This is a genomic window from Streptomyces fulvoviolaceus (genome assembly GCF_000718165.1).
Taxonomy (GTDB): domain Bacteria; phylum Actinomycetota; class Actinomycetes; order Streptomycetales; family Streptomycetaceae; genus Streptomyces; species Streptomyces fulvoviolaceus.
The window spans coordinates 1-23,278 of record NZ_JOEY01000053.1 but is presented as its reverse complement, the minus strand read 5'-3'; the positions used below and the strand labels follow the sequence as shown (position 1 = coordinate 23,278).

The window sequence follows — 23,278 nt, the reverse complement described above, 5'->3', positions numbered from 1 at the left end:
TGCCGACTCACGTTCATGCCGATCCTTTCTCCGTTGCCATTTCGGAGACGGTTCGGCTCGACGGCTCATAACGCGTTCGGGCCATGAATTTCGCGCGGACATCCCACCCGGCTCGACTTGGGCCCTGGGGTTGCCCCGTCGGCAGCCCGTGCCATCATGAGCGCCTTCCGCTGAGGGATCACTCTGTGAGGGTGCTTTGCGCATGGCTTCTGTACGGCCCACGGCTGACACTGCGACTCATCTGTCCGGAACCGACCTGGTCAACGCCGCCCGATCGGGAGACCCCCGCGCACGGGCCGCCCTGTTCAGCGAGTATCTGCCGCTGGTCTACAACATCGTGGGGCGAGGTCTGCACGGGCACGCGGACGTCGACGACGTCGTCCAGGAGACCATGCTGTCCGCCATGCGGGCGCTACCCCGGCTCCGGGAACCCGAGCGGTTCCGGTCCTGGATCGTCGCCATAGCGATCCGGCAGATACATGATCACGGACGGCGGAACAAAGCCGTGGTGGCCCGTCAGCAGCCCCTGGCCGACGTGGCCGATGTCCCCGATCCCGCCCGCGACCTGGCCGAACTCGCCGTCGATCGACAGACTTTGGCCCGGGCCGGTGACGATCTGCTGGAAGCCAGCCGGTGGCTCGGTGACGACCAACGTCAGACGCTGGCCCTGTGGTGGCAGGAGACCGCCGGGCAGCTGACCCGCGCCGAGGTCGCCGACGCACTGCACCTGAGCGTTCCGCACACCGCGGTACGCATTCAGCGGATGAAGGCCAAGCTCGCCCTCGCCGTCGATGTGCTCGCCGCCTGGCGGGCCCGGCCGCGGTGCCCCGAGCTCGATTCCCTCGCGGGCGGCGGCGCGACCGCGCCCGGAGAACGGCGGCTGACCAAGCTCGGCCGCCACCTGGCCGGATGCCCGCAATGCGCGGCGGCGGTCGGCGCCCGACGCTCGATCGACGACCTGCCGATCCGGATCGGCGCACTGGCGGTCCCGGCCGTACTGGCGGCCCGGATCCCGGCCCTCGTCGGCCCGCACGGCGCGAACCCCGGGCCGGTTGCTTCGCTACTGCACACCATCCAGCACGGTCTGGGACAGGTCTCGCCGAAGACGGCCGTGGCCGTCGGCGGCAGCGGGGCGCTCGCCGCCGCCATCGGCCTCGCGATCTATCTGGGGCCTCTGCCCGACCAGCACTCCGCTCCATCGGTGCCGGGCCCGGCACCGACGAGCAACGCCCCGTCCCTGCCCGGCCGTAGCCCCGCGGCCACACCCACGACGAGTACGCGGACGCCGTCCCCGGAGACCGCACCCGGCGCCTACTCCGGCGTCGCGACCGCCGACTACTACGTGGCCCTCGACGGGGACGACACGAATCCCGGCACTCTCGCCCGACCCTTCGCCACGGTGACCCACGCCGTCGCCAAGGCCGAGCCGGGCCAGACGGTGGCCGTTCGCGGAGGCACGTACCACCCCGAGGCCACGATCTCCATCAAGGCTTCTGGCACCGCGGGACACCGGATCAAGGTGAGCAATTACCGTAATGAGCGGCCCGTGCTCGACGGGTCCCGAATCCCGGCCGGCGACTGGTTCATCGCCCAGAGCGGCGGGTACGTCACCGTGCAGGGATTCGCGATAGTCAACGCTCCCGGCGCCCCGTACGTCTGCGAGTCCTGCCACAACGACGTCTTCGCCCGGCTCAGCGTCCACGGCAACGGCCAGAGCGGACTTCTGCTCCGGGGCACCGGAACGGACGACAACCTGGTGCTCGACAGCGACTTCTTCGACAATCACGAGTCCGGGTCCGACGGCGGATACGCCGACGGTCTCGCGTTCATGTTCGGCTCCGGCACGGACAACCGGATCCGGGGATGCCGGATGTACGACAACTCGGGGGACGGAGTGGACCTCAGCGGGTTCACCGGGGCGGTGGCCGTCGACCACACCTGGTCGTTCGGCAACGGCGTCAACCGCTGGGACATCGCCACCTTCTCCGGCGGAGGCAGCGGCTTCAAACTCGGCGACGACTCTGGGCTGCAGACCGCCGACAGCGCCTCCGACAGCGCGGCCTGGGACAACGCCGGCTTCGGCTTCACCGAGGTGGGCAATGCGGGAGCCCCCCGGCTCACCAACAACACGGCGTTCCGCAACGGACAGGCGGGATTCGCCTTCCTCTCGTCCGCCGCGACCCTTCAGCGCAATCTCGCCCTGGCGAACAACCCCGACGACTGGCTGGGCAGCCAGGCGCAGCACACGGCCAACTCCTGGGACCAGTCGGGCTGGACGACGGCGGCACTGCACCTGACCGACGCGACATCGGCGACCGCCGACCGCGGCCGGGAGGGACAGCTGCCCTCCACGCCCTTCCTCAGCAACACCAGGAACCCCGCGATCGGCGCCACCTTGGCGCCCTGATCACCACGGATCGACAACCGGCGGTCGCCGGGGCACCACACCAGGGCGTGTCACCAGGTCGTGGCGACGGTGCGCAGCGCGGTCCAGGTGTCGTCACTCCCTCGGGCGTAGTCCGTGGACAGCTGCAGCCGCCAGTTCGTGTGCATGCCGTAGACCGTCGCGTCGGTGACGATGCGGCCGACGAGGCGGGCCGCGTCGCCGTCGACCTCGACGGTCATGTCCTTCTCCGTGACCGAGTGGTACACGAACTGTCCGGCACGCATCTGAGAGAGCCACTCGGCCTTCGGCTGCGCGTACCCCGTGATGTGGGTGAGGCTGAAACCGTCGTCGAGCATCGTGGCGAGGGCGTCGGTGTCACCGTCGGTCATCGCCTGCAGGTAGGCGCGGTACTCGTCGACGACCTCGTCGCGAGCGTTCTTGTCGGTTGCCTTGTCCACGGTGACTCCGTCCTGCGGTGGTTCTGTCTGTCCGTCGGGGGTGGCCCCTCCAGTCTGACCAGACCGTGACCTGCGGACCAGCGGACTGAGGGGCCCTGTCGCACCCCGGAACACGGCTCCCCGGCACAGGGCGTCACGGCGCGCGGTTCAGCCACGGAGAGCGCGTGCGGTCATCTGCTGCACGACGCCCTCGGCTCCAGGTCGGTCGCGCTCAGAAGTACGTCGGCTCGCGCGGGGTGTAGTGCTCTTCGAGCGACTTGATCTCGTCGTCGGTGAGCTCGATGTCGAGGGCCGTGACCGCGTCGGCCAGGTGGTGCGGTTTCGTGGCGCCCACGATCGGGGAGCTGACGACCGGGTTTTTCAGCACCCAGGCCATGGCAACCTGCGCCATCGACACCCCGCGCTCCTCGGCGATCCGTTGTACCGCGTCCACGGTCTGCCGGTCGCTGTCGAGGAACAGCGGCCGGCCGTGCTGGTCGGTGGCCGGATTGCTCTTGGCGCGGCTGGTGCTCTGCTCACCCCACGGGCGGGCGACCAGTCCGCCGGCCAGCGGGCTCCACGGCACGCTGCCCACGCCCTGGTCGGCGAGCAGGCCGAACATCTCCCGCTCCTCCTCACGGTGGATCAGGTTGTACTGGTCCTGCATGGAGACGAACCCGGTCCACCCGTTGGCCTCCGCGACGTGCTGCATCTTGGCGAACTGCCAGGCCCACATCGACGACGCCCCGATGTAGCGGGCCTTGCCCGCCTTCACCACGTCGTGCAGCGCCTCCATCGTCTCCTCGACCGGCGTCTCGGGGTCGAAACGGTGGATCTGGTAGAGGTCGACGTAGTCGGTGTCCAGGCGGCGCAGCGAGGCGTCGACCTGCTCCATGACGGCCTTGCGGGACAGCCCGGAACCTCCAGGACCGTCGTGCATCGGAGCGAACAGCTTGGTCGCCAGGACCACGTCCTCACGGCTCGTGTACTTCTTCAACCCACGCCCGACGATCTCCTCCGAGGTGCCCATCCCGTAGACGTTGGCCGTGTCCCAGAAGGTGACGCCGAGTTCGACCGCCTGCCGGAAGATCGGCTCGGCACCCGCGTCGTCGAGCGTCCACGGTGCCCACTCCGAGGGGGTGCCGAAGCTCATACAACCCAGCGCGATGCGGCTGACCTTCAGGCCCGAGGTTCCCAGACGGGTGTATTCCATTTCTCTGCTTCTCTCTTCTTTCGTCTTTTGCCGAACTGCCGAACTGCCGAACTGCTGACCAGACGTTGCTTGACGGTGATGCGTCAGTGCTCGGGGAACCGGGTGCCCTGCGGTGCGGGCAGGGCGTCGAGTCCGGCCAGATCGGCCTCGCTCAGCCGCAGGTCGCCCGCGCCGGCGTTGTCGGCGAGGTACTTGGGGGTCTTGGTGCCGGGGATGGGGACGACGTACCGGCCCTGTGCGATGACCCAGGCAAGGGCAACCTGGGCCGGGGTCGCGCCGTACGCCTCGCCCATCTGGCGGACCCGTTCGACGATGGCCAGGTTGGCGTGCAGCGCGTCCTGCTGGAAGCGCGGCAGGCTGCGCCGCACGTCGTCCTCGGGCAGGTCGTCGAAAGAGGAGAACCGGCCCGTGAGGAAGCCGCTGCCCAGCGGCGAGAACGGCAGGAAGGCGATGCTCTGCTCCTGGCAGTAGGGCAGGACGTCGTCCAGGACGTCGCGGGTCCACAGCGACAGCTCTGACTGCACCGACGCCACCGGGTGCACCGACTGCGCCCGCCCGATCTGCTCCACGGTCACCTCGGACAGACCGATCTGCCGGGCCTTGCCCGCCGCCACGGTCTCCGCCATGGCGCCCCAGGTCTCCTCGACCGGAACCTCCGGGTCGACCCGGTGCAGCTGGTAGAGGTCGATATGGTCGGTGCCGAGACGGCGCAGACTCTCGTCGATCGACTTCCGTACGTGCTCGGGGCGGCCGTTGAAGCCGATGGGGGGGGAACACCCGGGCCGGGCTCGGGGACGTAGCACCCGACCTTGGTGGCCAGCACCGCCCGCTCGCGGTACCCGTCGGCCAGCGCCCGGCCCACCAACTCCTCGTTGATGTACGGCCCGTACACGTCAGCGGTGTCGATCAGCGTCATGCCCAGGTCGAGCGCCTGGCGGATCACCGCGATGGACGTGTTGTCGTCCCTCGGGGTCTTCGGGTCGTAGCCGAACGACATACCCATGCAGCCCAGGCCGAGAACACCGACTTCGGGACCCTTGGGGCCGAGTGTGGTGGTACGCATGCTGTCTTTCCTTTCGGGTGGCCGGTCAGTGGGCGATGACGGGGACGAGGGTGTCGTCCTCCGCCGAGCTGATGCCGGGGGCGTCCGAGGGCCGGCCGGCGTTGATGAGCACGAAGGCGATGGCGGCGGAGACCAGCAGGAGTCCGGCTCCCCACCAGGCGGCCATCGCGTAGCCGTGGACGGCGGCCTGGCGTGCCAGGTCCGGGTTGTTGCCGTGCGAGGCAAGCCAGGAGGTGGTGGCGCTGGCGGCGACGGTGTTGAGCAGGGCGGTGCCGATGGAGCCGCCGACCTGCTGGGACGTGTTGACCATCGCCGAGGCGACGCCCGCGTCCCGTGCCTCGACGCCGTACGTGGCCAGGTTCATCGCGGGCATGAACGCGGTTCCCATACCGAGGCCGAGCAGCAGCAGGGCCGGAACGATGAGCACCGGGTAGGAGCTGTCGGTCTTCATCTGGGCCAGCAGCGCCATGCCCGCCGCGCCGACCAGGAAGCCCGGGCCCATGAGGTACCGGGCCGGGACGCGGGTCATCAGCCGGGGGGCGATCTGGGTGGAGCCGATGAGCATGCTCCCGACCATCGGCAGGAACGCGACGCCGCTGGCGACCGGCGAGTAGCCCTTGACCTCCTGGAAGTAGTAGGTCAGGAAGAGGAAGACACCGAACATGCCGATCACGGACAGGCCGAGCGAGAGGTAGACGCCACCGCGGTTGCGGTCGGTGACCACGCGCAGCGGCAGCAGCGGCGCCTGAACCCTGGTCTCGACGATCACGAAGGCCACCAGCAGCACCGCGGCCGCGATGAAGAATCCGATGGTGCCGGCGTCGCCCCAGCCGTCCGACTCGGCGCGGGTGAAGGCGTACACGAACGAGACCAGGCCGGCGGTGACCAGCAGGACGCCGGGGATGTCCATGCGGGAGCGGTTGCGGGTGCCCTCCGGCTCCCGGACGGTGGCGATCGCGCCGAAGACCACGATGACCGCGATCGGCACGTTGATGAGCAGCGACCAGCGCCAGTTGAGGTACTCGGTGAGTACGCCGCCCAGGATCAGGCCGACCGCACCGCCGCCACCGGCGATCGCGCCGAAGATGCCGAACGCCCGGGCGCGCTCGCGCGTCTCGGTGAACGTCACCGTCAGCAGGGACAGCGCCGCCGGTGCGAGGAGCGCACCGAAGACACCCTGGAGCGCCCGCGCACTGAGCAGCATGCCGGCGTTCACGGCGAAGCCGCCGAGCGCCGAGGCGGCGGCGAAGCCGACGATGCCTATCAGGAAGGCGCGCTTGCGGCCGAAGAGGTCCGCCACGCGTCCGGCGAAGAGCAGCAGGCCGCCGAAGCCAGGCTGTAGCCGGTGATCACCCACAGGCGGCCGTTGTCGGAGAGGTCGAGCGAGCGCTGGGCGGCCGGCAGGGCGATGTTCACCACCGTGGCGTCCAGCACGACCATCAGCTGGGCCAGCGCGATGAAGACCAGCGCACTCCAGCGCCGGGGGTTGGTGGACATGTCAGAAGACACAGGGGTACTCACTGTTCGTCAATCGGTGAAGAAGAAGGAAGAAAGGGGGCGGGGTTATCCGGCGGCTTCGCTGTGCATGTCGTCGAAGGTGACGGCGACGCCGGAAAGCCGCGCGGGGGCGGGGGTGCACAGGCCGTCCACCAGCAGGTCGAGGTTGCGGTGCGTGTAGTTGTGCGTGTACCGGTCCTCGATTCCCGGGAGCGGCCTGGCGAGCTGCCACAGGGCCATCAGGACATCGGCGTCGGTGACGTCGGAGCGCACCAGACCCTCCTGCTGCCCCTGGGCGACGATCCGGCGGACGCTTGCCAGCAGGCGATCGCTCGCCGCGGCGAACGCGGGATCCACCTTGTCGATCCAGCCGCCGAACGCCGCGCTCACCGCGACGATGCGGCCGTCCACGGCCCGGTGCAGGAAACGACGCAGGGCCTGGGCCGGATCCGAATGCTCGGCCAGCGCCTCCTCGGCGAAGCGGGCGGTCTCCTCCGTCACCGCGACGGTGATGCCGCGGATGAGTTCGTCGCGGTCCGGGAAGTGCCGGTAGACCGTGGCGTTCCCGACCTCGGCCCGGCGGGCGATCTTGTCGATCGGCGCGTCCGCGCCGTGTTCGAGCATCACGTCCAGGGCGGCGGAGACGATCCGTTCGCGGTTGTGTGTGGCGTCGACGCGACGGCGCCGGGTGGGAGTGCCTTCGGCACCCATGGTGACTCCTACGTTCAGAACTTATCCGGGGAGTAGCCCCTCATTTATGGAAACACCTCCTCAATCAGGGAGCAATTCCCCATTTGTGAAGATGTCTCTCGCGAAGGTCAGGGCCGCGCACCGCGCACGCGGTGTCGTACGTCCGCGTACCACCGGGTCTCGGCGGTGGCCGTGGCAGCCAGGATCACGACGACGCCGGCCAGGGCTGCCACCGGCGGCAGCGCGGCCGCCGCGGGGATCCCCGCGACCAGAAGGCACAGGGCTGCCAGCCGGTATCCGCCCCACGCCCCCATCGTGATCCGGACGAAGAGCAGCATCCCGGTCAGATATACGGCCGGGCCGCCGCACAGCGCCCAGGCGTAGAAGGCGCCGAGTGTCTTGCCGTCGTCCGCGTGAGCGACCACGCCCTCGACGCCGAGCGCGGTGAGCACGATGCCCGCAACGATCGGGAAGTGGGTGTAGCCGTAGGCGTGGACGGCCAGGCTCAGGCGGGCCTGGCCCCGCGTCCGGTGCAGCGTGTGTTCCACCTTCAGGGTGACCATGTCGAAGTACAGCCACCACAGCCCCAGGGCGGCTGCGACCCCCAGGACCGCCGCGGCCAGCAGCGGTGTGCCGACCGGGTGATCGGTGGCCCCCGCGCCCATCGCGATCAGGGATTCGCCGATGGCGATGATGACGAACAGCTCGTGCCGTTCGGTGAAGTACGCGGCGCTGTGGATGCGCCAGTTGCCCCGCCGGGAGGTGACGTAGACACCGCCCCAGTCGACCAGGATCGCCGCCGCGAACAGCGCCGTCTGCCACCCGCCGCCGACGACCGCACCCGCGATCAGGAGGGCGGAACCGGCCAGTACGGGCGGCCACGAGACCGCGACCTGCCGCAGCAGGCCCCGGTCGCCGCGGGCGAGCACGGTGTACAGGACCAGGTGCACGCACCGCACGACCAGGTAGGCGCATGCCAGGTCAAGCGGCCCGTACAGGCCCCCCGGCAGGTCGTGCCACGCCTCGGGGACGGTCAGCGCGAACACGAACACCCCGGCCATCGCCACCGCCATGCCCGCGCGTACGACACCGGGGTCGTCCCGGGCCTGGTTGCCCAGCCACGCGTACGCCGACCAGGAGAACCACACCAGGGCCAGGAGCAGCACCCCGTGCAGTACGCCCGTACCGGTGTGCTCGTGGGCCATGTACGCGGTGACCCGGGTGAGCGTGATGACGTACACCAGGTCGAAGAAGAGCTCGAAGGTGGTCACCCGGTCGCGGGGCGGCGCGGTGCGCTCCCCGGCCGGTCCGTCCGGGTGCCGGTTCCCGTTCAGCGCGGGACGAGCTGCATCGTGGTGGAGCTCGCCTCGGGGCTGGTGATGGCCTTGATGATGTACGCGGCGTAGTGGCCGTACTTGACGCGGTAGGCGGCGTCGACGGCATCGTTGACCTCCTCGTCGGCGTCGACGAGGGTCACGTCCTTGTCCACACCGCCGGCCTGGACACGGCCTTGCCGGTGGGCTCGGGTGCCCCGGTACCAGTCGGAGCCGGGTCCGTTGACCGAGCGGACGTAGATCTCGTCGCCGACGCGGACGACCCAGATCGTGCGCCGACTGCTCAGCGAGCCGTCGCGCCGAAGGGACGCGATCTCCAGTTCCTCGGCGTGCTCGATGCTGTCGAGCTCGTCACTCGTCCACGTCGTGGTCATCAGTGTTTTCCCTGGTCGGTGAGGGTTTCGGATTCAGGCTGACCGTCGCGGCCGGCGGCGGCAACAGCACGGGGTCAACCGGCTGACGCTTCCCTGTTCGGGGCCGTCCGGGGGGTGGACGGCTCGGCGCCGAGCAGGTCGAGCAGGACGAGGGCGTCGTAATCGGGGGTGCCCGGTTCGGCGTAATAGGCGATCAGGCGGTGGCCGGGGGTGCCCTCCAGTTCCATCGACTGGTAGCCGAGGGTGAGGTCGCCGACCTCGGGGTGGTGGAAGGTCTTGCGGCCGTGGGTGCTTCCCTTGACGTCGTAGCGCTCCCAGAGGCGGGCGAACTCCGGGCTCTTGAGGAGGAGTTCACCGGCGAGCCGGGTCAGGTCGGGGGCGTCGGGGTCCGTCCCCGCCAGGGCGCGCAGCCGGGCGACGCAGCCGCGTACCTGGGTGTTCCAGTCGTGGAACAGGTCGCGGGCGGCGGGGTGGAGGAAGACGTAGCGGGCGATGTTGCGCTGCCTGGCCGGCCACTCGTCCAGGCCGGCGAGCAGCCGCAACCCGCTCGGGTTGGCGGCCAGCAGGTCGTTGGTGCGGCCGACCACGTGCGCGGGATGGGGCCGCAGGCCCTCCAGCAGCAGCTTCACACCGGGCCGCACGGTCCGTCCGGGCGCCGTCGGCTGCTCGGGCACCGTGCGGGCGGCGAGGGCGGCCAGGCTGCGCAGGTGCTCGTGCTCGGCCTCCTCCAGCAGCAGGGCGCGAGCCAGGGCGTCGACGACGGACGGGCTGGGGCGGGTCTCCCTGCCGCGCTCCAGGCGGGTGTAGTAGTCGATGCTGATACCGGCCAAGGTGGCCAGTTCCTCACGGCGCAGCCCAGGCGTGCGGCGCAGCCCCGAGACGGCCGTGAGACCGGCCTCGGCGGGGGTGATCCGGGCCCGGCGGGCGCGCAGGAAGCGCCCCAGCTCGGTACTCCCGCTCTGCTGCTCACGTGTCATGGCTTCGAGTGTGCGAGGGCCGGTGACCTGAGCGGTAGGGGCGTGGGGGGCCCTGTCGCACCCCGGAACACGGCTCCCCGGCACAGCGCGGTCTGGCACGTCGAGCACATCACAGCGAGGGTCGAGCGTGCTGGGGATCGCCATCCCGGTAGCCCCCTCCCCGGAAGTACGGAGCCGTCACCATGAAGCACATCAAGCTGGGCGGACAGCTGGACGTCACGCAGATCGGCATGGGCGCGATGCCCATCAACGCGCTCTACACCGGCGCCAACGCCGACAACGAGGAAGGCATCCGCGCCATCCACCGCGCGCTCGACCTCGGCGTCACGCACATCGACTCGGCCGAAGCGTACGGCCCGTTCCTCAACGAGGAGCTCATCGGCAAGGCCCTGAAGGGCCGCCGCCGCGAGCAGGTGGTGCTGACGTCGAAGTTCGGCTTCGTGTCGTACACCGGCCGCGAGGGCCTCGACAGCAGCCCGGTCACCGTGAAGGCCGCGGTCGAGGGCTCCCTCAAGCGCCTCGACACCGACTACATCGACCTGTACTACCAGCACCGCGTCGACCCGGCCACGCCGATCGAGGAGACCGTCGGCGCGATGGCCGAGCTGGTCAAGGAGGGCAAGGTCCGCCACCTCGGCCTGTCCGAGGCCGGCCCCGGCACCATCCGCCGCGCCCACGCCGTACACCCGCTGACCGCCGTGCAGACCGAGTACTCCCTGTGGTTCCGCGACCCGGAGACGGAGATCCTGCCGGTGACGCGGGAGCTGGGCATCGGCTTCGTGCCGTGGGCGCCGCTGGGCCACGGCTTCCTCGCGGGCGGCTTCCGTACGACCGACTGGTTCGACCCGGAGGTCGACCTGCGCGCGACCATGCCGCGCTTCAACGACCCCGAGCTGTTCCGGCAGAACCTGCGCGTCGCCGACGAGGTCAAGGCCATCGCCGACGAGGTCGGCGTCACGCCGGGACAGCTGTGCCTGGCCTGGCTGGTGGCGCAGGGCGACGACATCGCGCCGATCCCCGGCACCCGCCGGGTGGCGCACCTGGAGGAGAACGTCGCGGCCGACGGCATCACGCTGTCCGCCGAGGTCCTCCAGAAGCTCGACCAGCTCACCCCGGCCGTGGGCGACCGCCTCGGCAAGGACCACATGGACATGATCGACCACAGCTGAGCGGCCCGAGACCGCCATAACCGGGGCGGCCCTGTACCGCACCGAGCAGCTGGGCTCCCACCTGCGCCTCGCACCGGAGAGCGGCCTGACGAAGGACGAGCTGGTCGAGGCCATCACGCACCTCGCGTTCCACGCAGGCTGGCCCAGTGCCATGAGCGCGATCACGCAGCTGAAGGACATCGTCGAGAACGACGCCAAGGCTCGGGCCGCCGACGGCGAGTGAGCCGTACGGCGACGAGACGGACGAGACAGAAGACCTGATGGAAATCCTGAAGCAGCACCCACGGCCAAAGCCCCGGCCGACTGGTTCACGGGTGACGTCTGGTTCGACGTCATCCACTCCGGCCAGGAGCCGTCCCGCATGCGTGCCAACATGGTGCGCTTCGCGCCCTGCGCCCGCACCGACTGGCACTCTCACGCGATGGGCCAGACCCTGCACATCGTTTCCGGGACCGCGCTGATCGGTACCCGCGACGGCACGGTCATCGAGGCCCACCCCGGCGACACCATCCACACCCCGCCCGGGGAGGAGCACTGGCACGGTGCCGTCTCCGACCGCTTCGTGCAGCACCTCGCCATGTGGGAGGGCACCGGCCCGGACGGCGGCCCCGAGACCACCTGGCTGGAGAAGGTCGACGACGCCGAGTACAACGCACCCCGCAGCACCACCCGCTGAGAACCCTTCGGAGGACCCCAGGCGGGCAACGCTGATGTAGGGCGCCGGAGACGTCCGCGTCGAGAACGTCCCGGACCCCGGGATCCAACAGCGCACCGACGCCGTCGTACGCGTCCTGCGCTCCTGCGTCTGCGGCAGCGATCTGCGGCCGTATGCCTCGATGCCCGCCTCCGGGCACGGCGAGCGCATGGGCCACGAGTTCCTGGGTGTGGTGGAGGACGTCGGCGCGGAGGTGTCCGGGCTGAAGCGCGGCGACCTGGTCGTCGCGCCCTTCGTGTGGTCCGACAACATCTGTGACTTCTGCCGCGAGGGCCTGCACACCTCGTGCCGCCACGGCGGCCTGTGGGCGCGCGACGGCGTCGACGGCGGCCAGGGCGAGGCGGTGCGCGTCCCGCAGGCGCAGGGCACCCTGGTCAAGCTGCCGGTGGCCGAGGACTCGGCCCTGCTGCCCTCGCTCCTGACCCTGTCCGACGTGTTCTGCACCGGCCACCACTGCGCGGTCACCGCCGGAGTCGACTCCCGTACGACGGTCACGGTGGTCGGCGACGGCGCGGTCGGCCTCTCCGCTGTCCTGGCCGCCAAGCGGCTCGGCGCCTGGGGGTCCCCCCGACCGAAGGCTGGGGGAGGATCATCCTGATGGGTCGGCACAAGGACCGCACCGACCTGGGCCGCGACTTCGGCGCCACCGACGTCGTCGCCGAGCGCGGCGAGGAGGGCATCGAGCGGGTACGGGAGCTGACCGACGGCGACGGCACCCACACCGTGTTGGAGTGCGTCGGCACCCTGCCCGCCCTGCACATGTCGATCGGCGCGGTCCGCGCGGGCGGCACGATCAGCCGGGTCGGCGCCCCGCAATACGGCGAAGTCCCCCTGGGCTTCCCGGAGTTCATGAACAACATCACCCTCGCCGGCGGCGTCGCCCCGGCCCGTGCCTACATCGAGGAGCTGCTCCCCGACGTACTGGAGGGCCGAATCGAGCCGGGCCGAGTCTTCGACCGCACGGTCGCCCTGGACGCCGTACCGGACGGATACCGCGCGATGGCCGACCGTGAGGCGCTGAAGGTTCTCGTCAAGCCGTAGCGGTATCGGGGTCAGGCCGTGGCGGACTCGGCCACGGCCGGCTCCCGGTCGAGCCGGACCATCACGTCGTACTCCGCAGTGCCGGGGACGGCGTGGTAGGCCACCAGACGCTGACCGGAGCCGCCCTCCAGCTGGAGGGAGTGGTAGCCGAGGGTGAAGGTGCCGGCGCCTGGGTGGTGGAAGGTCTTGCGGCCGTGGCTGTGGCCCTTGACGTCGTAGTACTCCCAGAGGCGGGCGAAGTCCGGGCTCTTCGCGAGCAGTTCGTCGACCAGGCCGGTGAGGTCGGAGGCGTCCGGTTCAACGCCGGCCAGCGTGCGTAGGCGGGCGACGCAGCCGCGGATCTGGTTCTCCCAGTCCTCGAAAAGGACGCGGGCGGTCGGGTGGAGGAAGACGTAGCGCACGATGTTGCGCTGCCCTTCCGGCCAGTCCTCCAGCCCGGCCATCAGCCTCAGCCCGCCGGGGTTGGCGGCCAGCAGGTCCATGGTGCGGCTGACGACATGGGCAGGGTTGGGGCGCAAGCTCTCCAGGAGCAGTTCCACGCCGGGATCCACGCCCCTGGCGGGTGCCTCGGCCGTCCCGAGCGGGGCGGCGCCGCGGGCGGCGCAGGCGGCGAGGTCGCGCAGGTGCCGGCGCTCGGGTTCCTCCAGCAGCAGCGCGGCGGCGAGGGCGTCGACGACGGACGGGCTGGGGTTCGTCTCCCTGCCGCGTTCCATGCGTGTGTAGTAATCGATGCTGACGCCGGCCAGGGTGGCCAGCTCCTCGCGGCGCAGGCCAGGCGTGCGCCGCAGACCGGGTCCCTGCGGTAGCCCGACGTCGGCGGGGGTCACCCGGGCCCGGCGGGCCTTCAGGAACCGGCCCAGTTCGCTCCCGCCGCCACCGCCGTCGCGACCGCCACCGCTGTGCTGCTCACGTACCATGCGTTCCAGTCTGGCAGTGGTGTGACCGGCGTGACAGCCGCGTGAGGGGCCCCGTCACACCCTGGAACGCGGCTCCCCTGCACGGCAGGTTCATCGTCGCGTCCGGCGACCTGTCACGACTACATCGTCAGGTCGCCGACTCGCAGGGCCGCCGTCACGCCGCCGTCCATGAGGAGATCGGCGCCCGTGATGAAGCCGGCCTGCGGACCGAGGAGGAAGGCCGCGGCGTCGCCGACCTCGTCGGACGTGGCGAACCGCTTGGCGGCGCACACCTCGCGAACGTGCTCGAACCACTCCTTGCGCGGGCCGGACAGCTCGTCCAGGGCCAGCGGGGTGATGATGACGCCGGGACTGATGGTGTTGACGCGGGCCCCGCGCCTGCCCCAGGCCGCGGCGGCGGTTTCGACGCGCAGCGCGTTGCCCCGCTTGGCGAGCGCGTACGCGTGCACGGAGGAGCCCACCTTCTCGGGGGCGAGGAACGGCAGCGCGAGCAGCTGGTCGGTCGGGGTGGTGGCGAGCGCCTGCTCGATCTCGCGCTCGTACGGGCTCTCCCGGTGCCCGGCCATGCTGGCGACGACGATGCCGGCCCCGCCGGGTGCGACGACCCGGGCGAACGCGTCCAGGATGTACGCCGTGCCGGCGAGGTCGACCTCCATGACCCGCTCGATGGTCGCCTGGGTGGGAGAGACGCCGGCCGCGTGGATCACCTGGGTGACGGGGCCCATCCCGGCGGCCTTGTCGGCCAGGGCCTCGACGGCGGCACGGTCGGAGATGTCGGTGGCCTGGACGTCCACCTCGAAGCCGTCGCCGCGCAGCTGCTCGGCGGCGGCCTTGGTCGCCTCCTCGCTGTGCGCGGCGAGCAGCAGGGTGCGGCCGGAGCCGACCCGGCGGGCGATCGCCTGGCCGATGCTCCCTGGCCCGATGACCACGACGACTTCCTTGGCGGCCCTGGCTTCGTCACTCATGTGCGGTTCCCTTTCCTGTGTTCCGTGGTTCCTGGCTCTGTCGCTCTGCAGCTGTGTGGTGCTTCGCCGGGCTGTGGTCACCAGCTCGTGCCGATGGCCCGCAACGCAGTCCATGTGCCGCTTCGGCGGGCGTAGTCGAAGGCCAGTTGCAGGTGCCAGGGGGCGCGGACGCCGTGGACGGTGGCGTCGGTGACGGTGCGTCCGACCAGGTGGGCCGTGCCGCCGGTCACCTCGACGGACACGCTCTTCTCGTCGACGTCGTGGTAGTCGAACCAGCCCGCGCGCATCTGCGCGAGCCACTCTTCCTTCGGCTGCACGTAGCCGGACATGTGGGTGAGGGTGAAACCCTCGTCCAGCAGGTCTTCGAGAGCCTCGGTGTCGCCCTCGGTGAGCGCCCGCACATGCGCGCGCCAGGCCCGGACGACCTCCTCGCGGCCCTGCGCGTCGGACTGCGTGCCCATCGCGGTTCCTTTCTGTCCCCGCACCCCTTCCCGTACGCGGTGTCGGCCCGTTCGAAGGGGTACGCCGTCCAGTCTTGGGCCTCAGCCTTTCCGGTGGCAGGCCGCAGTGAGCCGGGGAGTGACAGGGCCCCCCACTGTTCCGGCCCTCAGCCCGCGATCATGGAACGTGTGTCTACCGACATCGTTGGCCCACTACGAAGAGACCGCAGGATGGTGGTCATGGACATCCGCCAGCTGGAGTACTTCCTCGCGATTGTGGATCACGGGGGTTTCAACCGGGCGGCGTCGGCCTTGTACCTGTCACAGCCGTCGCTCTCCCAGGCCGTTCAGACGCTGGAGCGGGACCTCGGCAGCAGTCTGTTCCACCGGATCGGCCGTCGGGCCGTGCTCACCGAGGCGGGGACGGCGTTGATCGAGCCGGCCCGGGCGGCTGTGCGCAGCCTGGAGACGGCCCGCGCCAGCGTCGCGGCCGTGCACGAACTGCGCGAGGGGCGACTGGACATCGCGGCCATGCCGTCTCAGGCGGTGGAGCCGCTGACCACGATGATCCGCACGTTCAGCGGCCGGTATCCGGGGGTGTCGGTGAACATCCGGGCCGCCTTCACCTCGCGCGATGTCGTCGACATGGTGCGCACCGGCGCCGCCGAGCTGGGGCTCCTTGCGACGTCGGGTCCGCTCACCGACAAGGAGGTGATCTCACATGCCGCCGGGGAGCAGCGTTTCGTGCTGGTCACCCCGCCCGACGGGCCGTTCCCGGCGGGTCGGCCGGTCGCCTGCGAGGAGCTGGCCGGGCAGCGGCTGATCGTCGGGCAGCGGGGCACCGGGATGCGCGCGTACGTCGACGCGCTGCGCGAGCGCGGCATCGGCTTCAGCATCGCGGCGGAGACCGAGCACCGGGTGGCCATCCTTCCGCTGGTGCTCGCGGGGGTCGGGCTCGCCGTGGTCACCGAGTCCTGGCGCACGACGGCCGAGCGAGCCGGCGCACTGGTGCTGGACATCGAGCCGAAGACGACGCTGCGGATCGCGCTGGTCAGCCGCCGCGCGGAGCAGTCCCCAGCCGCCCGTACCTTCCTGACCTGCGCACTTGACGCTATCCAGCTCTGATAGGGCAGGCTTATAAGGCAGATCGGCAGAGCGTCTTGGACGGCCCCGTGGCCTGATTGCTGCAATCGGCACATGACCCACCACCACATCGCACTCATCCCCGGCGACGGCATCGGAGCCGAGGTGCTGCCGCCCGCCCAGCAGGTCCTGGACGCCGTCGGCGCCCGCCACGGCTTCGACTTCTCGTACACCTCCTACGACTGGTCCTGCGAGCGGTACGTCCGTGAGGGCGCGATGATGCCCGAGGACGGGCTCGACCAGCTGCGCGACAAGGACGCGATCCTGCTCGGCGCGGTCGGCTACCCGGGCGTGGCGGACCACGTCTCGCTGTGGGGGCTGCTGATCCCGATCCGCCGCGGCTTCCGCCAGTACGTCAACCTGCGGCCGATCCGCGTCTTCGAGGGCGTCGACAGCCCGCTGCGCGCCGCCGCGGCCGGTGAGGTGGAGTTCGTCGTCGTACGCGAGAACGTCGAGGGCGAGTACAGCGAGATCGGCGGCCGGCTGAACCGGGGCTTCCCCGAGGAGATGGCCGTGCAGGAGGCGGTGTTCACCCGTGCCGGGGTGACCCGCGTCCTCGACTACGCCTTCGAGCTGGCCGCACAGCGCGCGGGGAAACTCACCTCGGCCACCAAGTCCAACGGCATCGTGCACACCCTGCCGTTCTGGGACGAGCTGGTCGCCGAGCGCGGCGCCGAATACCCGCAGGTGACCTGGGACCAGGAGCACATCGACGCCCTGGCCGCCAAGTTCGTCCTCGACCCGGCCCGCTTCGACGTGGTCGTCGCCTCCAACCTCTTCGGCGACATCCTCAGCGACCTGGCCGCCGCCGTGGCGGGCTCCATCGGTATCGCGCCGGCCGCCAACCTCAACCCGGAGCGCGAGTTCCCCTCGATGTTCGAGCCCGTCCACGGCTCCGCCCCCGACATCGCCGGGCGTGGCATCGCCAACCCGCTCGGCGCGATCTGGTCGGCGGCCATGATGCTCGACCACCTCGGCCACCCCGAGGCGGCCAAGGACATCACGGACGCCATCGCCGCGGTGCTGGCCAAAACCGACGTCCGCACCCCCGACCTCGGCGGCAGCGCCACGACCACCGAGTTCACGGAGAAGCTCCTCGAACTCCTCTGACCGAACCCCCGCAGGGCTGAGGGCGGCACGGACGACCCCGCCCCGGCCTGCCCACCGCGGGACGACCGTCCCGCGCCGATCACCGGACACCCACATCTGTCCGCTACCGAGCCGCGCTCTCCCCACCGGTCTTCACGCCTGGAAGGCCGCCCCGCGTCCCGGCTGCGTCCACGTTCCTCGACGAGGAGAAACGCCATGGCAGCAACCGCGTCCCCCGCCCCCGGCCAGTCCCTTGCCACGCCACCCACCAAGCCCTGGTACAAGCAGCTGTACTTCTGGGTCCTGACCGCGATCGTCTGCGGCATCCTGACCGGCTGGCTCTGGCCGAGCGCCGGCGTCGCCCTGGAGCCGGTCGGTACCACCTTCGTATCCGCCATCAAGATGCTCATCACGCCGATCGTCTTTCTGACGATCGTGGCCGGCATCGGCGGGGTCGACAGTCTGCGCCGTGTCGGCAGGGTCGGCCTCAAGTCCCTGGTCTACTTCCAGGCCGGCACCCTGGTCGCCCTGGCCGTCGGACTGATCGCTGTCAACGTCTTCCAGCCCGGTGCCGGAGTCCACGCCCACCCCGGCGCACTGCACCTGTCGGGCGACGCCGCCCAGTACGTCAAGGACGGCGAGGGCCAGAGCTGGTGGCACTTCCTCACCGACATCGTGCCCTCCAGCGCGGTGGGAGCCTTCGCCGAAGGCAACATCCTTCAGGTCATCTTCTTCGCGGTGCTGTTCGGCATCGCGCTCAAAGCGGTAGGGGCGACGGGAGTCCCGATCGTCGACGGCATCAACCGGCTGAGCGCCGTGGTCTTCAAGATCCTGCACTACATCATGCTGGCCGCACCTGTCGGCGCGTTCGGCGCGATGGCCTTCACCATCGGCAAGTACGGCATCTCCACCCTCACCAGCCTCGGCCGGCTCATCGGACTGTTCTACGGCACCTCGCTGTTCTTCGTCGTCGTGGTCCTCGGCGGCGTCCTGGCCCTGCTCAGGATCAACATCTTCCGGCTGCTGCGCTATCTGCGCGAGGAGTTCCTCATCGTCCTGGGCACCTCCTCCTCCGAGAGCGTGCTGCCGCGGCTGATGGGCAAGCTCGAAGGACTCGGCGTACGCCGCGACATCGTGGGTCTGACCGTGCCGACCGGCTATTCGTTCAACCTCGACGGCAGCTCCATCTACCTTTCCCTGGCCGCCGTCTACATCGCCCAGGCCACCGACACGCCCCTCACCGTCGGGCAGCAACTCGGCCTGCTCGCCGTCATGATCCTCACCTCCAAGGGCTCCGGAGGCGTCACCGGCGCCGGGTTCATCGCCCTGGCCGCCACCCTCTCCACCGTCGGCACCGTGCCCGCCGCCGGCATCATGCTGATCTTCGGCATCGACAAGTTCATGTCCGAGTGCCGCGCCCTGACCAACCTCGCCGGAAACAGTGTCGCCACCCTCGTCGTCGCCCGCTGGGAACACGTCCTCGACACCGCACGCGTCAACCGCGTCCTGCACACAGGAACACCCGAGCCCACCCCGGCACAGCCACACGACATCGAGGCCGAACCGGCACTCGCCAAGGCATGACCCCGAGGCGTCCCGACGCCTCGCACCCGAACGTCCCGGACCGCCCTCAGTCGCGCCGGCGGTCCGGGCGAGCCGTACGCCCCATGCGTACGCACAAAGGTGGGCCCGGCCGGAGGAGTCCGGCCGGGCCCACCAGGCGGCTTGATCACTCACGGTGATTCAGGAGAACTCCCGCGAGAAGGACCGCCAAGAAGGCACGGTCGATGGGCTCGCTGCCCGGGAAGACCCCCGGCAGCGGGTCTGGCCATGTACTTCACGCCGGGCGACGCGGTGGACACGGCGGCGCGGATCGATCTGCGGGTCCATCCGCAGACGGCCCGGCAACGGGTCGCCCCCGAAGGAACACCATCTCCAGTGAACTGGGCTCCTCCCAGAGGCTGTTCGCGGTGAACGGCTCGCCCGGCATGGGCAGGACGCCCATGCTGCGGGACTGCTTCGCCGACACCATCGTGCGACGCGCCGTGCGCTTGGACGAGCTGTGGCTGCCGTCACACACCTTCGCCACGGAGAGAGACCGACGAAACGGGTTTTCACCAGTGACGAAGTCCTTGCTGGCGCACAGACCGTCGCCGTAGATGCCGAGGATTTGCTCCCCGCGGGCATCAGCGGTGGCCGCGGCCTTCTTGGCCCAGACCAGAGCGTCGGCGTAGTTGCCGCTTCCCCAGGACTCCTCGGCGCGTCTGCCCGCGTCGGAGGCGGACACTCCGCTGGTGTCCGTGGCCGCTGCGGTGCTGCACGTTGTGGCACCGGCGGTCGGCGCCCCGCTCGCACCCGCCGGGGTGCCGGCCGCTGCGCCGGTGCTCGTGGTTCCCGTGGAGGACGTCGAAGCGCAGCCGGTCAGGCCGAGGGCCAGGCACAGGCAGGCGCCTGCCAGGCCGGATCGCGTGATCGCTCTGCTCAAGGGTGTTCTCCTCTGGGCCGAGCACCTGGGCACGCGACTGTGGCGCTGTCCGAGGTGTCAGGCGCTCTGCTCGAACAGCCAGTCGCGCAGTGAGGTGATCTCGTATGCCGGTTCGAAGGAGGCCATGTGCTCGCCGGCCATCGCGGAGGACGACGCCCCCGAGACCTCGAGGACGGTGCCAGTCTTGAACGTCGCGAAGTTGATGCTGTCGCCCGCGGCGAACAGCTCCTTCGCGGCGGCCGAGAACTGCGCCTCGGACCAGGTCGCGTCCCAGGTCTCGGCCTGGTAGGAGACGCCTGCGCTCTTGAGCATCTTCTGGACCTCGGTCTGACCGACCGACGCCTTGTCGTCGCCTCCGGCGGCGATGTAGAAGAACTTCTCCTTCGCCAGGTTCGTGAGCTGGCTGATCTCCCACTGGCCGGAGACGAACAGCTCGGCGGCGAAGAGATCGGGGTGCTTGGCGGCCAGGTACATCACCGTCATGCACCCCATCGACTGGCCGGTGCCGTAGATCCGCTCGGGGTCCACGCTGTACTTGCTCGCGACCGAGCTGAGCAGGCGAGGCGTCATCTCGACGTACTCGTTCGTGGTGTAGCTGCCGTGGTCGTCGATGATCACCGAGGGGTACTCGGGAACGAGCACGATGCTCTCGTGCTTGGCCTGCTCACTGGCGCTGGCCCAGATCAACGCACCGTACTGCGACAACGGAACCGTCACGTCCTGGCCGACGAGGCTGGAGTCGGCGATGTAGAGCACCAGGGGGTAGGACTTGGCGGCGTCGTAGTCGGCGGGGACGTACAGGTTGTAGGGCAGGGACTGGCCGGTCTTGGAGTCCTTGTAGGTGTACTGCTTGAACTTGCCCTTGACCTCCGACGTGAGGCTCTGGAGGCTCGGAGTCCCCTCGCGTCCGGTCGTGGCGGCGGCGGTCGCGGTGCCGCTGGTGGACGCGGCGGAGCCGGTCGAGGTGTTCGACGAGTTCCCGCAGGCGGCGGCACCGAACAGGGCGAGGCCGAGCGTTCCGGCGAGGAAGCCGCGGCGAGGAAGGCGAGTATTGTACATGTCTGCGATGATATGGACGGGACCGCTCCGTCGGATGTGACCAGCCCCTGCAACACCTGTGAAGCTGGGCGGTTGGGCGGTTGGGCGGCGATGGTGTCGCGATGGCGGAGTTGGAGCGGCTGAAGGCTCTCGCAGGGTCACCTTCACGGCGACCAGCCAGGGACCGCCGTCCGCATGACGCCCCGGACAGACCCGCCCCATGTCCGCTGCTGAGCACGCCCACCAGCGCGTGAGGCCCGAATCCGGTCAGCCCTCGGCGTGAGCGGCCCGCGCCATCATCCGATGACGCGGGTCTCGCGGGAGCGGGCAACCATCAGTGGTCGGTGTCCCGGTGGAGCTTGAGCAGGTCCACGCCGTAGTCGTTGCCGTTGGGGGTGCGGACGATGGTGTGGATGTGCTGCGTGGTGGGGGTGGGGTCGCCCTGGGAGCCGCCGCCCGGGCCGGGGCCCGCGCTCGCGCTCGCCGAGGCAGACGCGGACGCGGTGGCCGAGGCGGAGCTGGTGTCCTTGTCGCCGTGGTACGCGAGCGCGTGCTCGGCGTCGTACTCGATGAGGATCACGGGGCTGTGGACGCGGTAGTAGAACGCCGAGTCGTCCTCGTACTCGCCCATCCAGTAGAAGTACGTGTCGTCGAGGTGCTTCTCGACCTCGCGCATCTTCACCTGAGCGTGGCCCTCGTCCATGTTGCCGACGTACACCTCGACCAGATCGAGGAGCAGCTGCTCCTGGCGACGACCGGTCAGGGCCGAGCCCTTGAGGCCGGCGTAGGGGATGACGCCGTTGTCCTTGCCGGCGCCGGCGATCAAGTCCTCGCCGGTCTTGGCGGCGGTGGAGAGCGCGGCGGCGAGCTGGGTGTCATTCAGCGAGCGCAGCAGCCGGAGGCCGGCGGCGGTCTCCTCCTTGAAGAGGTGGTAGTCGACGCCGTCGTACGTGATCTTCGTGGGCTCCGAGCCCATGAAGGTCGGCGTCATGACGACCTGGTCGCCGAGGACGAAGTAGTTGATGACGAGGTGGTGGCCCTCGAACTGGAAACCCCAGGCCTCGGTCACTGAGGGGGTGCCCATGATCGTGAACCAGTAGGCGTCCTCGTTGAGCGCCTTCGAGGTGTCGCCCGTGTACTCGCCGAGGAACTGGTTGATCTTGCGGATCTGGTTCGACTGCTTGAGGCCGCGGGCCGACAGGGACGCCTTGAGTAGCCGCATGCCGAGCGCGTACTGCTTCTCGGTCAGATCGCGCAGGGCGACACCGTCGCGGTTGTTGGAGTCGACGTTGGTCCAGTCGAGCCACTGGTCGGAGTCGACATCGAAGAGGGTGGCCGACTTCTGGTCGTCGGTCAGGGCGTCGACGAAGGCCTTCGCGGCGCGGACCACCGGGACGGTGGAGACGTGGGTGGAGTGGATCGCGTACAGGTCGTCGACGACTGTGCCGTCCGTGGTGACGCCGACGAAGTCGTCGTACGCGACGGTCTGGCCGCCGCCTCCGGGCGGTGCGCCGGTCGGTGCACCCGACGGTGACGCGCTCGCCGTCGCGTCGGTGGACGACGTCGTCTCGGCTCCGGCCGAAGAGGCGGCGTAACCACCCATGACAGCGACGGCGGAGACGCCGCCGGTGAGCATGGCCCTGTTCATGAACCAGCGGCGGGAGCGGTGGGCACCGGGGGTGCGGGGCTTGTGTCCCCGTGTCATGTCATCCATATCTCTGACAATGTCGTTGACAGTTATCAGGAGCATGGCAGGAACCTGTGCATGACCTATAGATCGTCTGTAGGTGTGGGCTGCACCTGCCCCTGGCGAGCGTGGCCAGTTCGTCGCCGCCGTTGTGCCGCTCGGGCGCCATCTCGCCAGTGTCTCTCCGTCGCCGGTGCGACATGCGCGTCGAGGGGGGCCCTGTCACACCCCCGCTGGTCACCCCCTGGTACGCGGCAGCGCGGGACGCAGCAGCCGAACTCCGGCGTGAGACCGGCGTGTTGAACGAGCGCCTGGCGGAGGCCACACGTTCTCACCGAGGAGGCCGCCCCGTTCTAGCTAGAGCATGCTGAGTGCCTGCATCGCGTCGCGTTCGATGCGCGAGAGTTCGTGGAGGATGGAGCCGGCCTGCATGAGGTTCTTCGCGTCGCCGGATTCGCCTGCTGTCGCGATGAGTGCGGCCACCTGTGTCCAGAGGGTGGCGGCCTCGGTATACAGGCTGTGGCCGGTGCGCAGGTGGCTGCTGTCGATCAGCTGGGCACACTCGGCGAGGAAGTCCCGGTAGAGATTGCGGAACAGGGCACCGCCGGTGCCGGCCCT

At 69.9% G+C, this 23,278-nt stretch carries 18 protein-coding genes and 5 pseudogenes; 8 read left to right on the top strand and 15 right to left on the bottom strand.

Annotated features, from left to right (window positions below):
• The first annotated feature begins 202 nt into the window (after window positions 1-202).
• Window positions 203-2,407 carry a sigma-70 family RNA polymerase sigma factor gene (locus tag IG08_RS0142485; protein ID WP_052425096.1) on the top strand — a complete coding sequence of 735 codons (2,205 nt, stop codon included), beginning with the start codon at window positions 203-205 and terminating at the stop codon, window positions 2,405-2,407.
• A 50-nt stretch (window positions 2,408-2,457) separates the two neighbouring features.
• Here the strand turns inward: IG08_RS0142485 and IG08_RS0142480 are convergent, their stop codons facing one another.
• From IG08_RS0142480 to IG08_RS0142445, 8 genes and pseudogenes are all read right to left on the bottom strand, one after another.
• Window positions 2,458-2,844: a nuclear transport factor 2 family protein gene (locus IG08_RS0142480; RefSeq protein ID WP_052425095.1), complete on the bottom strand. Its 387-nt coding sequence runs from the start codon at window positions 2,842-2,844 to the stop codon at window positions 2,458-2,460.
• A gap of 211 nt (window positions 2,845-3,055) precedes the next feature.
• Window positions 3,056-4,036, bottom strand: a complete 981-nt coding sequence (locus IG08_RS0142475; RefSeq protein WP_030616290.1) for an aldo/keto reductase — start codon at window positions 4,034-4,036, stop codon at window positions 3,056-3,058.
• An 83-nt stretch (window positions 4,037-4,119) separates the two neighbouring features.
• Window positions 4,120-5,099 (bottom strand): annotated as a pseudogene (locus IG08_RS54950) (aldo/keto reductase).
• A gap of 25 nt (window positions 5,100-5,124) precedes the next feature.
• Window positions 5,125-6,596, bottom strand: a pseudogene (locus tag IG08_RS54945) (MFS transporter).
• 66 nt (window positions 6,597-6,662) lie between these two features.
• Window positions 6,663-7,307 carry a TetR/AcrR family transcriptional regulator gene (locus IG08_RS0142460; protein WP_030616288.1) on the bottom strand — a complete coding sequence of 215 codons (645 nt, stop codon included), beginning with the start codon at window positions 7,305-7,307 and terminating at the stop codon, window positions 6,663-6,665.
• Between the two features lie 107 nt (window positions 7,308-7,414).
• Window positions 7,415-8,557: a low temperature requirement protein A gene (locus IG08_RS0142455; protein ID WP_234343106.1), complete on the bottom strand. Its 1,143-nt coding sequence runs from the start codon at window positions 8,555-8,557 to the stop codon at window positions 7,415-7,417.
• Window positions 8,558-8,616: 59 nt separating this feature from the next.
• Complete coding sequence (locus IG08_RS0142450) at window positions 8,617-8,994, bottom strand: DUF2255 family protein (protein ID WP_030616282.1); 378 nt, start codon at window positions 8,992-8,994, stop codon at window positions 8,617-8,619.
• A gap of 74 nt (window positions 8,995-9,068) precedes the next feature.
• A complete protein-coding gene (locus IG08_RS0142445) occupies window positions 9,069-9,971 on the bottom strand; it encodes a helix-turn-helix transcriptional regulator (RefSeq protein WP_030616279.1) in 903 nt (300 codons plus the stop codon).
• Window positions 9,972-10,153: 182 nt separating this feature from the next.
• On the opposite strand from IG08_RS0142445, the gene IG08_RS0142440 reads away from it, so the two are divergent.
• The 4 genes and pseudogenes from IG08_RS0142440 to IG08_RS54940 all read left to right on the top strand — a co-directional run bounded on the left by IG08_RS0142440 (window position 10,154) and on the right by IG08_RS54940 (window position 12,896).
• Window positions 10,154-11,140 (top strand): aldo/keto reductase, encoded by a 987-nt coding sequence (locus IG08_RS0142440; RefSeq protein ID WP_030616276.1) that lies wholly within the window; start codon window positions 10,154-10,156, stop codon window positions 11,138-11,140.
• 25 nt (window positions 11,141-11,165) lie between these two features.
• Window positions 11,166-11,363: pseudogene (locus IG08_RS57915) on the top strand (carboxymuconolactone decarboxylase family protein); the annotation flags it as partial.
• A gap of 37 nt (window positions 11,364-11,400) precedes the next feature.
• Window positions 11,401-11,816: pseudogene (locus tag IG08_RS0142435) on the top strand ((R)-mandelonitrile lyase).
• An 82-nt stretch (window positions 11,817-11,898) separates the two neighbouring features.
• A pseudogene (locus tag IG08_RS54940) lies at window positions 11,899-12,896 on the top strand (alcohol dehydrogenase catalytic domain-containing protein).
• 11 nt (window positions 12,897-12,907) lie between these two features.
• Here the strand turns inward: IG08_RS54940 and IG08_RS0142425 are convergent.
• The 3 genes from IG08_RS0142425 to IG08_RS0142415 all read right to left on the bottom strand — a co-directional run bounded on the left by IG08_RS0142425 (window position 12,908) and on the right by IG08_RS0142415 (window position 15,239).
• Window positions 12,908-13,813, bottom strand: coding sequence for a helix-turn-helix transcriptional regulator (locus tag IG08_RS0142425; RefSeq protein ID WP_043456558.1), 906 nt, complete (start codon window positions 13,811-13,813; stop codon window positions 12,908-12,910).
• 119 nt (window positions 13,814-13,932) lie between these two features.
• Window positions 13,933-14,778 (bottom strand): SDR family oxidoreductase, encoded by an 846-nt coding sequence (locus IG08_RS0142420; RefSeq protein ID WP_030616264.1) that lies wholly within the window; start codon window positions 14,776-14,778, stop codon window positions 13,933-13,935.
• Window positions 14,779-14,855: 77 nt separating this feature from the next.
• A complete protein-coding gene (locus IG08_RS0142415; RefSeq protein ID WP_052425093.1) occupies window positions 14,856-15,239 on the bottom strand; it encodes a nuclear transport factor 2 family protein in 384 nt (127 codons plus the stop codon).
• A 219-nt stretch (window positions 15,240-15,458) separates the two neighbouring features.
• Between IG08_RS0142415 and IG08_RS0142410 the strand changes: the two genes are divergently transcribed.
• From IG08_RS0142410 to dctA, 3 genes are all read left to right on the top strand, one after another.
• Complete coding sequence (locus IG08_RS0142410) at window positions 15,459-16,343, top strand: LysR family transcriptional regulator (RefSeq protein WP_043456564.1); 885 nt, start codon at window positions 15,459-15,461, stop codon at window positions 16,341-16,343.
• 72 nt (window positions 16,344-16,415) lie between these two features.
• Complete coding sequence (locus IG08_RS0142405; RefSeq protein WP_030616258.1) at window positions 16,416-17,471, top strand: tartrate dehydrogenase; 1,056 nt, start codon at window positions 16,416-16,418, stop codon at window positions 17,469-17,471.
• Between the two features lie 195 nt (window positions 17,472-17,666).
• Window positions 17,667-19,034 (top strand): C4-dicarboxylate transporter DctA, encoded by a 1,368-nt coding sequence (dctA, locus tag IG08_RS0142400; protein WP_052425092.1) that lies wholly within the window; start codon window positions 17,667-17,669, stop codon window positions 19,032-19,034.
• Between the two features lie 253 nt (window positions 19,035-19,287).
• On the opposite strand, the gene IG08_RS0142395 is transcribed toward dctA, so the two are convergent.
• From IG08_RS0142395 to IG08_RS0142380, 4 genes are all read right to left on the bottom strand, one after another.
• On the bottom strand, window positions 19,288-19,935 hold the full coding sequence (locus IG08_RS0142395) for a hypothetical protein (protein WP_030616250.1): 648 nt from the start codon (window positions 19,933-19,935) through the stop codon (window positions 19,288-19,290).
• Between the two features lie 57 nt (window positions 19,936-19,992).
• Window positions 19,993-20,994, bottom strand: a complete 1,002-nt coding sequence (locus tag IG08_RS0142390) for a carboxylesterase family protein (RefSeq protein ID WP_030616247.1) — start codon at window positions 20,992-20,994, stop codon at window positions 19,993-19,995.
• A 313-nt stretch (window positions 20,995-21,307) separates the two neighbouring features.
• The gene (locus tag IG08_RS0142385; RefSeq protein WP_234343105.1) at window positions 21,308-22,687 is read right to left on the bottom strand and encodes a DUF3500 domain-containing protein; all 1,380 of its coding nucleotides are present in this window, start codon (window positions 22,685-22,687) and stop codon (window positions 21,308-21,310) included.
• A 330-nt stretch (window positions 22,688-23,017) separates the two neighbouring features.
• Window positions 23,018-23,278 (bottom strand): DUF4872 domain-containing protein (locus IG08_RS0142380; RefSeq protein ID WP_030616241.1); only part of this gene is annotated, 261 nt, incomplete at its 5' end.